The following is a 12,981-nucleotide window of genomic DNA, read 5'->3' as shown; positions in this document are numbered from 1 at the left end:
CCTATGCTTCGCGTCCAAGGGCGGGGAAGAATTGCAGCACCGCGCCGATGACGTAAAGATAGATTCCGGTCACGATAAAGAGAATGAGCGCCCATTCGGGCGTGTCAAAATGCATCAGCAGCGAAAAAATGCCGAGCGCCGACCACAGGAAAAAGACGCCGAGATTGAGCGGGCGCAGCCTTTTGACCCGGACCGGGTGCAGGAAATTGATCGGCAGGAAGGTCAGCACCACCGAGACAATAACCACGGCAAGCGCTGTCGTGGCGCTGGCATCGATGACGAACAGGGTGAAGACGATCATGTTCCAGACGACCGGGAAGCCGGAGAAAAAATACTCGTCCGTCTTCATGCCCATATCGGCATAGTAGATGGCGCTGGAGACGACGATCATGCCGGCGGCGACGAAGGACCAGGGCTCGCCGATCATGCCGCTCTGATAGAGCGCGAAAGCCGGCAGCAGCACATAGGTGACGTAGTCGATGATGTTGTCGAGCGTATCGCCCGACCAGTTCGGCAGCACTTCCTTGACGCGCACCTTCCGGGCGATCGGCCCGTCTATGCCGTCGACGAGAAGGGCAAGGCCCAGCCACCAGAACATGTCGATGAAGCGGTGCTCGGCGGCGGCAACGACGCCGAGAAAGGCAAGGAAGGAGCCGGATGCCGTCAGGATATGGACGGAAAAGGCGCGCATCTCCGCATAAGGAACACGCTTGTAGTTGAAAATCTTCATATTCCCCCGACCGCCCTATCGTGCTCGCCCCGGCAAGCATCATTATCAGCCACACATCGCCGGACCCTGTTGCTGAATCGGGTTCCGCCGCCGTAGGCCTTTGTTGTCGCACCCTTTTTGCCGAAAACCGGTATCCATGTCAGGCGCGCCGTTCTAATATGCATCCTTTGCCGGGCTTCGCCAGCGGGAAATACGACATTCCCCGCCTGTCCTCTGATCGCCCTGGCGGCCATTGAATCCTGACAATGACATGCATATTTCCCTTCTAAAGCGTCGCGTGGAATGGAATGCCTTTAATTCCGGCCCGATATGTAATATCAGCCTCGCATCCGACAGTTCATCCGACGAAACGGGATCCTCTACCGCAATGAACGCGCCTGCAAAGACCGAAGACTTCGCCTCGTCCATCCCCGCCGGCGTCTATGCCGAGACGGTGCTCGCTGTGACGCATTATACCGACCGGCTCTTTCGCTTCACGATGACCCGGCCGCAGGGCTTTCGTTTCCGTTCCGGCGAATTCGCGATGATCGGCCTGATGGTCGAGGGCAAGCCGGTGTTCCGCGCCTATTCGATCGCCAGTCCCGCCTGGGCCGAAGAGCTGGAATTCTTCTCGATCAAGGTGCCGGACGGCCCGCTGACCTCGCATCTGCAGGCAATCAAGCCGGGCGACCAAGTGCTGATGCGCAAGAAGCCGACGGGAACGCTGGTGCTCGATGCGCTGACCCCCGGCCGTCGTCTTTATATGTTCTCGACGGGCACGGGCGTAGCGCCCTTCGCCAGCCTGATCCGCGATCCCGAGACCTATGAAAAGTTCGAGGAAGTCATCCTCACCCATACGACACGCGATGTCGCCGAGTTGAAATACGGCTTCGACCTCGTGCACGAAATCCAGAACGACGAATTGCTGAAGGAAGTCGTCGGCGACAAGCTGCGCCACTATGCGACCGTCACGCGCGAGGATTTCGAATATCGCGGCCGCATCACCGACCTGATTTCGTCAGGCAAGCTGTTTACCGATCTCGGCGTACCGCCGCTCGATCCGGCAATCGACCGCGGCATGATCTGCGGCTCCTCGGCGATGCTGAAGGACACCAAGGAACTGCTCGAAAAGGCCGGCCTCAATGAAGGCGCCAACAGCAAGCCCGCCGAATTCGTCATCGAGCGCGCTTTCGTCGGCTGAGGTTTTTCTCGAAATCAGATCTGGCAGCGGCTCCGGAAACGGGGCCGTTTCTATTCCTGGCCGAGATAATTGATCAGCGTCGCCATGGTGGCGCGCGCCTCATCCTGCCTGCCCTGATGGATGGCGTGGATGACGGCCACGTGTAGCGCGATGGCGCGATCCATACGCTCCGGGCTTGCGGTGGAGTACCAGAGGCGGCGCGAATGCGTCTGCACCGGGCCGAGTGCCGCCATGATGAAGCCGTTCGGGCAGGCATCTTCAAGGATTTCGTCGAAGGCCTTGTCGGCAGCGAAGAAGCCGGCGAGATCGCCGGTGACGGCGCATTCGCCCATGACGCGGGCACAGTCGATGAGGCGCGCGCGCTGCTCGTCGCTCGCATGTTCGGCGACCAGACCTGCCGCGATCGGCTCCAGCTCGCGGCGCACCTGCATGACATTGCGATGATCCTCAGCCGCGATCTCGGCGACCTGCAGCCCGACGCGCGGTTTCACCAGGATCAGCCCCTGCCAGGCAAGCTTCTGGATCGCCTCGCGCACCGGCGTCCGCCCGTGGCCCGCCATGTCGATCAGCTGCTTTTCGGTAACGAGCGCGCCGGGCTTCAGAGCCAGTGTTACGATCAGGTGCTCCAGCGCGAGATAGGCAAGATGGCTCTGTGAAGTCTGCAATAAGGAGCTCCGTCGCCAAACCTGATATATCACATAGTGGCACGGTCAAAAACCGAAGACAAGTCGGCATCGAAATATCAGAATAGAGACAGATAGATAACATTGGCGGGACTGCTGAAAATCGGCGAATGCCATTGCCGGCATGGGCTCTACGCCGTGAGTGGCTCCTGCCGACCGCCCCACTCTCCGTTATGCTCGGCCTTGAGCCGAGCATCCACCCCGCATCCATCAGCAGCCGCGGCATGGGTCCTCGGCTCAGGGCCGAGGAGGACGGAGAGTGCGGTTGGCTTTCTCACCAAACTCGCCCTCACCTACAGAGGCAAAGCGCGCGGCACCCACTCCTCGGTCACACCTTGCGGAACGCCCGGCTGGAAACCGAGATCGAATTTTGACACGGGTCTTTTGCGTTGGCGAACTGATAGCCATCGGCTTTATGGATGGCTCCGAACTCCAGGCCATTCTCCGCGCATCGTCTGCAAAAAGCCTCGACGTCCTCCACGTCGAAGACCAGCTTGACGGTGGATTGGCCGCTCCGCTGCCCCTTGGCGGCTTGATGCAGCATTATATTGGCACCGCCGTCCTGAGCGATGAGTTCAATGATCCTGTCTTCCGGCAGGCTGGTCGCCTTGAAACCGAAGTGCTTCTCATAAAAGCGCGCCGTTTCCTCGACATTCCCAGCATAGATCACCAGCCTGTTGAGCGGCATGATGCTTGGCCTCCGATAGCGGTTGCGTTCGATTGACAAGAGCACAGAGACATCGTGCGTTTTGGGCTTCGTCGAGTTTATTTCAGTGCAAGGCAACTGCATCCTCTTGCAGTTGCCTTGCTGCAGGCTGGCCTCAACTAAACAAAGTTCCCGACACTTGTGTGCCGTCTGCAAGGTAGAATAACTCGATGGTATTGGATCCGGCGTACCAGTCTTGCAATATCACCGTGGCATTTTCATACCCTGTGCCAGGCTGCGCGTCGGCATGAGATTGAAGGACGAGATCATCCCCTATTCTCGTGTTATCAAAATCCGCCAAGGACTGGACCCTGTCCAAATACACAGTGTCACTTCCTCCAACCCCGGTGTCCTTGATTGTCGCCGCGAGAACCATGTTCACATGGTAGGTATCGCCGTCGTTGCCGCCATCTGCAAACCCTTGGCCCGATATCAGGTTCAGCGTGTCGTTGCCGTCGCCACCATAGAGGTGGACTTCGCCTGCCCCGCTAAAGAGCGCATCATCGCCGCTGCCGCCATGAAGCTGATCGTTTCCGCCACCGCCATTCAGCGTGTCATTGCCGGTTCCGCCGGTGATGATGTTATCACCGCTGTTGCCGGTCAGTGTTGCGTTGCCGGTTCCGGTATAGGTGAGGCGCTCGACATTGGCGTGGTTCGCCATCGAATATGACGTTGCAGAGGTGCGGATCTCGTCGTCGCCGGCACCTGCCGATTCGGTGATGACGATGTTCTGGGAGCTGACGACATAGGTATCGTTGCCGCCGCCGCCCTGCAGCGTCTGGGTGGTCGTGGCAGTCGAGCCGAGCGTGTCGTTGAAGGCAGAGCCGATGACCTGTTCGATGTTGAGGAGGCGGTTGCCTTCCGCATCGCCGCCCGATGCGACCGTCGTCACCCCGCCAGCCCCCAGGGTCACGTTGACGGCGGCAGCCGAGCTGGAATAACTCACGGTGTCGGTGCCGACGCCGCCGTTGAAGGTGACGGCCGTGCCGTTGCCGACGAAGGTGTCTTTGGAGGAAGAACCGATGAACGCTTCGATGCTGCTGAAGGTGTCGCCAGCGGCGTCGCCGATGTGGACCCCGGTCTTCAGGTTAACAGTGACCGCGGCCCCCGCATTGGCGTAACTGGCGGTATCCGTCCCTGCGCCGCCGATCAACTGATCGGCGCCGGCGCCGCCAATCAGCGTATCGTTCCCCGTTCCGCCGGTAATGACGTTGTTGCCGGCATTGCCGGTCAGCGTCGCGTTTCCGGTACCGGTGAAGGTCAGCCGCTCGACATTGGCGAAGGACGCCATTGAATAGGTTGTGAGCGCGGTGCGGATTTCATCCGTGCCTCCGCCAGCAGCCTCCGCAATCATCACGGCTTGGTTGCCGACAAGATAGATATCGTCTCCGGCTCCTCCGACGAGGGCGTGCCCGGAAGTCGAAGAGGCCAAGGTGTCGGCGAAGGATGATCCTACGACACGTTCGAAGTTGGCGAGAACATCGCCCGCCCCATCGCCACCACTAACGACGCTGGTCGTCAGGTTGACGTTTACCGCAGTACCGGAAAGCGAATAATCGATCGTATCCAGAGTGCCGGCGCCGCCATTCAGAGTATCCGCCGACGCGGAGCTGAAGAAGGTGTCGTTGAAGCTCGAACCGATGAACGCCTCGATGCTGTCGAAGGTGTCGCCGGCGGCGTCGCCTGTATGGACCCCGGTCTTCAGATTAAGAGTGATTGCGGCCGCCGCATTGACATAGCTGGCGGTATCCGTCCCTGCGCCGCCGACAAGTTGGTCGGCGCCAGCGCCACCGATGAGGATGTCGTCACTGGTGCCGCCAATCAAGGTGTCGTTGAAGTTTGATCCCGCGAATGCTTCGATGCTGCTGAAGGTGTCGCCGGCGGCGTCGCCCGTATGGACCCCGGTCTGCAAATTAAGGGTAATCGCGGCCGCCGCATTGACATAGCTGACGGTATCAGTCCCTGCGCCGCCGATCAGTTGGTCGGCTCCCGCGCCCCCAATGAGCACGTCATTGCCATCGCCTCCGTTCAGAATATCGTTGCCGGTGCCGGCGGTGATGATGTTGTCGCCGGTATTGCCCGTCAGGGTCGCGTTGCCGCTGCCGGTGAAGGTGAGACGCTCGACATTGGCGTAGGACGACATCGAGTAGGATGTCGCGGTGGTGCGGATCTCGTCGTCGCCGCCCCCGGCAGCCTCGACGATTCCGATGACCGCCGATCCGACGACATAGGTGTCGTTGCCGGCCCCGCCCTGCAGCGTGTAACTGAACGGGGAAGTCGAGCCGAGCGTGTCGTTGAAGGCAGAGCCGATGACCTTCTCGATGTTGACGAGGCTGTTGCCCTGAGCATCGCCGCCCGATCCGACCGTCGTCACACCTGGACCCGCAAGGGTCACGTTGACGGCTGCCGCCGAGGCGGAATAGTCGACAGTATCATCGCCGGCGTAGCCGTCGAAGGTGATGGTCGTGCCGTTGCCGACGAAGGTGTCAGCGGAGGCAGAGCCGCTGAGCACCTCGATGCTGCTGAAGGTGTCGCCGGCGGCCTCGCCAGTGTAGACCCCAGTCTTCAAATTAAAAGTGATCGCACTGGTCGCCATGGCATAGCCGGCAGTATCCGTCCCCGCACCGCCGATCAACTGGTCGGCCCCCGCGCCGCCGGTGAGGATGTCGTTGCCGGTGCCGGCGGTGATGATGTTGTCGCCGGTATTGCCCGTCAGGGTCGCGTTGCCGCTGCCGGTGAAGGTGAGACGCTCGACATTGGCGTAGGACGACATCGAGTAGGATGTCGCGGTGGTGCGGATCTCGTCGTCGCCGCCCCCGGCAGCCTCGACGATTCCGATGACCGCCGATCCGACGACATAGGTGTCGTTGCCGGCCCCGCCCTGCAGCGTGTAACTGAACGGGGAAGTCGAGCCGAGCGTGTCGTTGAAGGCAGAGCCGATGACCTTCTCGATGTTGACGAGGCTGTTGCCCTGAGCATCGCCGCCCGATCCGACCGTCGTCACACCTGGACCCGCAAGGGTCACGTTGACGGCTGCCGCCGAGGCGGAATAGTCGACAGTATCATCGCCGGCGTAGCCGTCGAAGGTGATGGTCGTGCCGTTGCCGACGAAGGTGTCAGCGGAGGCAGAGCCGCTGAGCACCTCGATGCTGCTGAAGGTGTCGCCGGCGGCCTCGCCAGTGTAGACCCCAGTCTTCAAATTAAAAGTGATCGCACTGGTCGCCATGGCATAGCCGGCAGTATCCGTCCCCGCACCGCCGATCAACTGGTCGGCCCCCGCGCCGCCGGTGAGGATATCGTTGCCGGTGCCGGCGGTGATGATGTTGTCGCCGGTATTGCCCGTCAGGGTCGCGTTGCCGCTGCCGGTGAAGGTGAGACGCTCGACATTGGCGTAGGACGACATCGAGTAGGATGTCGCGGTGGTGCGGATCTCGTCGTCGCCGCCCCCGGCAGCCTCGACGATTCCGATGACCGCCGATCCGACGACATAGGTGTCGTTGCCGGCCCCGCCCTGCAGCGTGTAACTGAACGGGGAAGTCGAGCCGAGCGTGTCGTTGAAGGCAGAGCCGATGACCTTCTCGATGTTGACGAGGCTGTTGCCCTGAGCATCGCCGCCCGATCCGACCGTCGTCACACCTGGACCCGCAAGGGTCACGTTGACGGCTGCCGCCGAGGCGGAATAGTCGACAGTATCATCGCCGGCGTAGCCGTCGAAGGTGATGGTCGTGCCGTTGCCGACGAAGGTGTCAGCGGAGGCAGAGCCGCTGAGCACCTCGATGCTGCTGAAGGTGTCGCCGGCGGCCTCGCCAGTGTAGACCCCAGTCTTCAAATTAAAAGTGATCGCACTGGTCGCCATGGCATAGCCGGCAGTATCCGTCCCCGCACCGCCGATCAACTGGTCGGCCCCCGCGCCGCCGGTGAGGATGTCGTTGCCGTCGAGGCCGGAGATTTGGTCATCTCCGGTCGTGCCATTCAAAGTGTCGTTACCTGCCGTCCCCGTAATAACTGCCATTTTAGCCTCTCTGGCGATTCAAATGTTGAAAAGAATGATGTTATTCGTCCCGAAACACGTGCTGGACGTGGTCGCTGATTGGTTTCATGAGATAGGAGAGGACCGTTCGATGCGTCGTGCGGATGAAAATCTTCGCGGGCATGCCGGGCATAAGCGTAACGTCTGAGCGCCAACATATTGATTATACATGAAAAAGAGAACGCGTTACCTAAAGCGGCGAGACAACTCCGCCGCCCGTCAGGCTGCATCCTATCCAAGCAGCACATCTCCTTCGCCAGAATAGTTCCCCGCAAGATCGTTACGGCGATAGAAATCCAGGTGCAACTTTTAATTTCAAATCTTGACAGAGTGTGAAGCCCATGCTTGCCCTAGCTCGGGTCCAATCAGCGTGACGCATCCTAATAATTATTTCATATTTAAATCATAAACTTATTTCGATTTTCGAATTCAATAAATGAGGAGCTCGGATGGCGGCGGATTTCGCCGCTTTGGGAAGATATACACGATATTGTTGAGCACTTCCGACTACTCCAACAAGCGCCCGCGCTCAATTCATGCCAATAAACGCACTGTCGACGGCCGCTTGAGACGGCCGCCTGTCTCCAAGTTTCTTCCGGGCTATTTCATAATCATCGAAGTCGGAATAATGCCGAGCGCAATTGCGAGATAGCCGGCATGACGTGGCCCCCGCGCGTCGAGTTTTTCTGCGGCGGAATTCAAGGCAGCGCGCACGGCGGTACCCGAAACCGAACGCATGTCGCCAATCTGCTTGATTTCATAGCCGCCAACGTAAAGCGCCAGATAGTCCGTTTCCTTGGCGGTCAATGCGGAAAACGTCCGAGCTACGGGTTTGACCTCGATCTCAGCGGTCCGAAGCTGAATGGCTTTGCCAATTTGAATGAGCGATGGCAAAGCGCGCGCCTTAAACGCCGCCCAATCGTCCCCTTCAAGATTTGATGTGACGCTGAACAGCGCCCGCCCGGCCTGAGCATCAACAAGAGGTATGGAGACACCATTGTTGCCAACGCCATAGCGCTCGGCTTCTGCGAAGAAGGAAGCAGTTTCCTTCGATGCAGATCTTAAAAGGTTCCAGTCCAACGGTTGAGATGTTTTGCGTGCCGCGATCTCGATGGGATCTGTCCGAAGATAGTTTTTCGACAGATAGAGTTTCTTCCACTTGTCCGAATAGGTCGCTGCAATCAGTCGATCATCGGCCACACGGCCGGGAATGAAGAGAGCTTGATAAGCGAGATTGGCAGCTCCAACCAATGTGCGTAGTTGATGGACAATTGCCGAAAGATGGCCAATTTCATGAAGGTTGCGGACGCAGCCGAGTGCCTCCTGCAGGATATGTTGGTCGGCGGGCATTTTCTTCCGAGATCGATATTTTCAACCAGTGGCAGACCGAGGCCGTCCACGCATCCTCATACGTAAGGATTGCAACGAGCATTTTACAGTACAGGTTGTATTTATCCAATCTGCATGATTTCACGGGCAAATCGTCGTCGTTGGTGGATTAAAGCGCCGTTGCTAAGGCCGCTCTACTGGTCGACCTGGTCACCAGTATCGGGGAGCCACGGCCCTTTTCATTCGTGCCGCAGCGCCTCGATCGGGTTCAACTGCGCGGCCCTTCTCGCCGGGAAATAGCCGAAGATCATGCCGATTGCCGCGGAGAAGAGAAAAGCGACGGCGACCATCAGGGGGCTGAAGACGAAGGGCACTTTCAGCAGCGTCACGGCGCCGAAACCGAGGCTGAGCCCCAGCACGATACCGGTGATGCCGCCGAACAGCGATAGCGCCACCGCCTCGACCAGGAACTGGGTGAGCACCTGGCTTTCGAGCGCGCCGATCGCCAGGCGGATGCCGATCTCGCGGGTGCGCTCGGTGACGGAGACCAGCATGATGTTCATGATGCCGATGCCGCCGACGAGCAGGCTGATCGCAGCGACGGCGCCGAGCAGGCCGGTCAGCAACGTCGTCGTACCGGTCATCGCCTCGGCGATCTGCGTCATGTCGTTGACATTGAAATCGTCCTGGCGACCGGGCACGATCTTGCGGCGCTCGCGCAGGAGATTTTCGACATCGGACTGCACCTTGGCTGTGGAGACGCCGTCGCGCGCCGAGATGATGATCTGCGGCACGTTGCTGCTGCCGCTGATGCGCCGCTGAAACACCTTGACCGGCATGATGACGACATCGTCCTGGTCATTGCCCATGCCGGACTGGCCGCGCTTGGCAAGCACGCCGATGACGGGGCACGAGACCTTGCCGACGCGAATCTGCTGGCCTGTGGGGTCGGCGCTGCCGAAGAGCTGCGAGCGCACCGTTTCGCCGATGATGCAGCGCGCCTGGCCGCGTTCCTCAGCGGGCAGGAAATTGCGGCCGAGCGCCAGATTCCAGTCCTGGGCGATGAAATAATCATTGGTGGTGCCGGAGACGCTGGTCGAATGGTTCTGGCCGCCGAAAATCACCGTCGCCGTCGACTGGTTGAGCGGCGCCACCGCCCTGAGGCCGCCGATCTGGTCGCGGATCGCCGCGACGTCCTTGATGCTGAAGCGCTTGGCCTCGGAGCTCGCCCGGCCGGGGCCGAACTGGCCGGGACGGACGAACAGCATGTTGGTGCCGAGCCGCGACAGCTCGGTCGACACCTGTGCGGTCGTGCCGTTGCCGATCGTCACCAGCGCGATGACGGCGGCAACGCCGATGACGACACCAAGCACGGTCAGGAAGGAGCGCAGCATGTTGCGGCTGATGGCCCGCAACGCCAGCTTCAGCGTCTCAAAGAACATGATCCGCCCTCCTCCGGTGCTCGACCTCGGTCTCCAGCTTGCCGTCGACGAAACGCAGCAGCCGCTGGGCATAGGCGGCAATATCGGGCTCATGGGTGACCATGACGATGGTGATACCCTGCTCGCGGTTCAGCCGCGTCATCAGGTCCATGATCTCGACGCTGGTCTTCGTATCGAGATTGCCGGTGGGCTCGTCGGCCAGCAGCAGCGCCGGCTCGGTGACGATGGCGCGGGCGATGGCGACGCGCTGCTGCTGGCCGCCGGACAGTTCCTGGGTCTTGTGATGTTCGCGGCCGGTGAGGCCGACCAGCGCCAGGGCTTCGCGGGCCCGCTCGCGCCGTTCGCGCACCCCCATGCCGCGATAGATCAGCGGCAGTTCGACATTTTCGACGGCCGAGGTGCGCGACAGGAGGTTGAAACCCTGGAAGACGAAGCCGAGCATGTGGCGGCGCAGCAGCGTCAGCTGGCTGCGGTCGAAGCCGCTGGTCGGAATGCCTTCGAAGATGTAGTCGCCACCACTCGGCACGTCGAGGCAGCCGAGGATGTTCATCGCCGTCGACTTGCCGGAGCCTGACGGACCCATGATCGCGACGAATTCATGGGCATTGATCGCCAGATCGACGCGGTCGAGCGCGCGGATCGCCGCCTCGCCCTCGCCGTAGATTTTCGAGACCTGCCTGAATTCGATGAGCGGCGGGCTTGCCATCCGTCCCTCCGCCTAGTTCGCACGCGTCGTGGCGTCGGTCACCAGTGCATCGTCTTGCTTGATGTCGCCGGAGACGACCTGGGTGAACTGGCCGTCGGATGAGCCGACCTGGATGATAACGGGCACTGGCCGGCCGTTCCGCAGCACCCAGACGCGCCGCTGCGTGCCGGTCAGCGCCGAACCGGCATTGTTGTTGCGCTGGCGCGGCGGGCCGAAGATGCCGAAAATGCCACGGCCGCGCCGTTCCGCCTGCGCCGGGGCGTAGCGCAGCGCGGCGTTCGGCACCATCAGCGTATCCTTGACGGCCTCGACGGTAACATCGGCCGTGGCGGTCATGCCGGGGCGCAGCAGCAGATCGGCATTGTCGACCGACAGCACCGCCTTATAGGTCACGACATTGTTGACCACTTCGGAGGCGAAGCGGATCTGCTCGATCTCGGCGGGAAAGGTGCGATCCGGATAGGCGTCGACCGTGAACTTGGCCTTCTGGCCGACGGCGATCTGGCCGACATCGGCCTCGTCGACATCGACCTGCAGCTCCATCTTCTTCAGGTCGCCGGCGATGGTGAAAAGGATCGGCGCCGACAGCGAGGCCGCGACCGTGGCACCCGGATTGACCGAGCGGGTGAGGATGACGCCGTCGATCGGCGAGATGATCTTTGCCTTGGCGAGATTGACTTCGGCGAGTTGCAGGTCGGCCTCCGCGGCGAGAACCTCGGCCTCATTAATCTGTTTGGCGGCGACGGCGGAATCATATTTGTAGCTGGCGTCGTCGAGGCTCTGCTGGGTGGAGACATTGCTCCTGACCAGGCTCTTCAACCGCTCGAGCGAGGTGGCCGCCGATTGCATATCGGCATTGGCCTTGACGACGTTCGCCTTGGCCGAATTCAGCTTGGCGCGCGAACTCTTCACATCCGCCTCGAGCTTGTTGGTATCGAGGAGAGCGAGCACCTCGCCTGACTTGACCGTGCTGTTGTAGTCGACGTTGACGTCGCGAACCGTGCCGGAAAGTTCGCTCGATATGTCCACCTGCTCGGTCGGCTGCACCGAGCCGGTGGCGGTGACGAGCACCGTCAGGTCGCCGCGTTTTGCCGGCTGGGTGGCGTAGCTCACTTCACTCTGCCCGCGGCCCATATAAAAATACGCGGCGGCGGCGGCGACGGCGATGACGATCAAAAGGATGAGCAGGCGTCCGCGCCAGCGGCTGCGCTTGCCCTGCCGGCCCGATGCGGCAAGGACGGCTGCGAGGTCGGACGCGCCGCTTGTCTGTGCCCCGGTCTTCTTGCCGGTTCCGGTATCGTTCATGTCATCCTCGATCAGTCAGCGTCTCGGCCCCGCAATGAAATAAGCACAGCGCAGATGAACCGTGCATTAGCGTTGCCGCGGAAGTGGCACGGAATTGCGGATGGGGGAAATGAAATATTGGTAAGAAAAGTCAAGTTTCGGTGCGGGGACCGACCGTCAATCCGCATCCTCGGCAAATTGGCCGGCGCCGGGCAAAGGGTGCAGCCACGGTTCCCGCCGCTTGATCCAGACTTCATAGTCCGGCGCAAGGTCGGTCGGCGGGTGGTCGAGCGAACCGAGACGGATTTCCGCCTCGTCTTCCCTGAGGCAGAAAAGCCGGCTGCCGCAGGTGGGGCAGAAGCTGCGGCCGGCGAACATGGCGATCTCTCCGTTGTGGGAAAAAGCCCGGCGCGGCCAGACCGCGAAGAAGACGAAGGCCGAGCCGCTCGATTTGCGGCAATCGGCGCAGTGGCAAAGGCCAACACGAAGCGGCTCGCCTTCCAAGTGATAGGCGACCGCCCCGCAAAGGCAGCCTCCGGTTCGGATCTTCATCAGGGGCCGTCAGGCGTCGAGACTGGACGGAAGGCCCGGCGGGCGCCGCTTAGCCGCCATCAACAGGTCGAGTTCTGTGGCAGACGGGCCAAACTTCTCATAGAGGCGCTTCGCCTCCTTGTCGTCGAGCCGGTATTTCCTGGCAAATTCCCCGATGCTGTAGGGGCGGCCCCGCAACACTCTTCGCGCCGGGGTCGCCGTATTCGGTGCGTCGGTCATGGTTTTCTCCTTTTCGTCAGATACCCTTTAAGCTAGAGCGACCCGTCGATTTGGAAAGAGCCGGCGAGCAGCATCGGGGCTTCCGGCACGGGTGGATGCGGTTGTTTTCCTGAACCTTTT

The 12,981-nt window shown here is 61.0% G+C and carries 11 protein-coding genes; 1 reads left to right on the top strand and 10 read right to left on the bottom strand.

The window, feature by feature from the left end; translation table 11 throughout:
* Window position 1: 1 nt before the first annotated feature.
* Window positions 2–730: a phosphatidylcholine synthase gene (pcsA, locus tag QMO82_RS11510; RefSeq protein ID WP_130654553.1), complete on the bottom strand. Its 729-nt coding sequence runs from the start codon at window positions 728–730 to the stop codon at window positions 2–4.
* Between the two features lie 367 nt (window positions 731–1,097).
* Here pcsA and QMO82_RS11505 point away from each other — a divergent pair, with 367 nt between their 5' ends.
* A complete protein-coding gene (locus QMO82_RS11505; RefSeq protein WP_010060954.1) occupies window positions 1,098–1,910 on the top strand; it encodes a ferredoxin--NADP reductase in 813 nt (270 codons plus the stop codon).
* A 50-nt stretch (window positions 1,911–1,960) separates the two neighbouring features.
* On the opposite strand, the gene QMO82_RS11500 is transcribed toward QMO82_RS11505, so the two are convergent.
* The 9 genes from QMO82_RS11500 to QMO82_RS11460 form a co-directional block, all read right to left on the bottom strand.
* Window positions 1,961–2,575, bottom strand: coding sequence for a GntR family transcriptional regulator (locus tag QMO82_RS11500; RefSeq protein WP_183607372.1), 615 nt, complete (start codon window positions 2,573–2,575; stop codon window positions 1,961–1,963).
* Window positions 2,576–2,921: 346 nt separating this feature from the next.
* Complete coding sequence (locus QMO82_RS11495; protein WP_183607373.1) at window positions 2,922–3,281, bottom strand: VOC family protein; 360 nt, start codon at window positions 3,279–3,281, stop codon at window positions 2,922–2,924.
* 133 nt (window positions 3,282–3,414) lie between these two features.
* On the bottom strand, window positions 3,415–7,311 hold the full coding sequence (locus QMO82_RS11490; RefSeq protein WP_283196643.1) for an S-layer family protein: 3,897 nt from the start codon (window positions 7,309–7,311) through the stop codon (window positions 3,415–3,417).
* A 618-nt stretch (window positions 7,312–7,929) separates the two neighbouring features.
* Window positions 7,930–8,679, bottom strand: a complete 750-nt coding sequence (locus tag QMO82_RS11485) for an autoinducer binding domain-containing protein (RefSeq protein WP_183607375.1) — start codon at window positions 8,677–8,679, stop codon at window positions 7,930–7,932.
* A gap of 218 nt (window positions 8,680–8,897) precedes the next feature.
* Complete coding sequence (locus tag QMO82_RS11480; protein WP_183607376.1) at window positions 8,898–10,100, bottom strand: ABC transporter permease; 1,203 nt, start codon at window positions 10,098–10,100, stop codon at window positions 8,898–8,900.
* Window positions 10,090–10,806 (bottom strand): ABC transporter ATP-binding protein, encoded by a 717-nt coding sequence (locus QMO82_RS11475; protein WP_183607377.1) that lies wholly within the window; start codon window positions 10,804–10,806, stop codon window positions 10,090–10,092. Before QMO82_RS11475 ends, QMO82_RS11480 begins: the two co-directional genes overlap by 11 nt.
* 12 nt (window positions 10,807–10,818) lie before the next feature.
* Window positions 10,819–12,111: an efflux RND transporter periplasmic adaptor subunit gene (locus QMO82_RS11470; protein ID WP_183607378.1), complete on the bottom strand. Its 1,293-nt coding sequence runs from the start codon at window positions 12,109–12,111 to the stop codon at window positions 10,819–10,821.
* Between the two features lie 156 nt (window positions 12,112–12,267).
* A complete protein-coding gene (locus QMO82_RS11465; RefSeq protein WP_183607379.1) occupies window positions 12,268–12,642 on the bottom strand; it encodes a GFA family protein in 375 nt (124 codons plus the stop codon).
* Window positions 12,643–12,651: 9 nt separating this feature from the next.
* Window positions 12,652–12,861 (bottom strand): hypothetical protein, encoded by a 210-nt coding sequence (locus tag QMO82_RS11460; RefSeq protein WP_097619788.1) that lies wholly within the window; start codon window positions 12,859–12,861, stop codon window positions 12,652–12,654.
* Between the last annotated feature and the right edge of the window lie 120 nt (window positions 12,862–12,981).

Origin of the sequence: Rhizobium sp. BT04 (genome assembly GCF_030053135.1) — a bacterium.
Lineage (GTDB): Bacteria > Pseudomonadota > Alphaproteobacteria > Rhizobiales > Rhizobiaceae > Rhizobium > Rhizobium binxianense.
Note: the sequence above shows the minus strand (reverse complement) of the source record. Positions and strands in the feature narration are given on the sequence as shown.